Origin of the sequence: Pelomicrobium sp. G1, from assembly GCF_051905455.1 — a bacterium.
Classification (GTDB): Bacteria; Pseudomonadota; Gammaproteobacteria; order Burkholderiales; family UBA6910; genus Pelomicrobium.
Genome location: NZ_JBQACR010000227.1, coordinates 1 through 318, shown reverse-complemented (window position 1 = coordinate 318; position 318 = coordinate 1). Strand labels below are relative to the sequence as shown.

General features: G+C 72.3%; 1 protein-coding gene. It reads right to left on the bottom strand.

Annotated features, from left to right (window positions below; genetic code table 11):
- Positions 1 to 318: pentapeptide repeat-containing protein (locus ACTFO6_RS18285; RefSeq protein ID WP_439935808.1), on the bottom strand; the 318-nt coding region annotated here is incomplete at both ends.

Genomic DNA, 318 nt, shown 5'->3' with positions numbered 1-318 from the left:
ATTGGTGCCTTGAAGCGTTGCGCCCGTCAAGTCGGCGCCGGCGAGGTCGGCGCCTTCCAGTTGCGCCAGGGTGAGATCGGCGCCGTTGAACCGGCTGTTCCGCAGGTCGGCGGCGTAAGCTCGGCTCCATCCCATCTCGGCATGGGAGAAATCGGCGCCGGTGGCGCTCGACCAGGAAAGGTCCGCGTGCCCGAGCCGGGCGCGGGTCAAGCGGGCGCCATCCAGGCGCGCTTCTCGCATCGGGACGCTCACGAGATTCGCGCGGTCCAGGTCGGCCCGGCGCAAGTCGGCGCCCCCGAGCCGTGCCGGGGCCGGGCC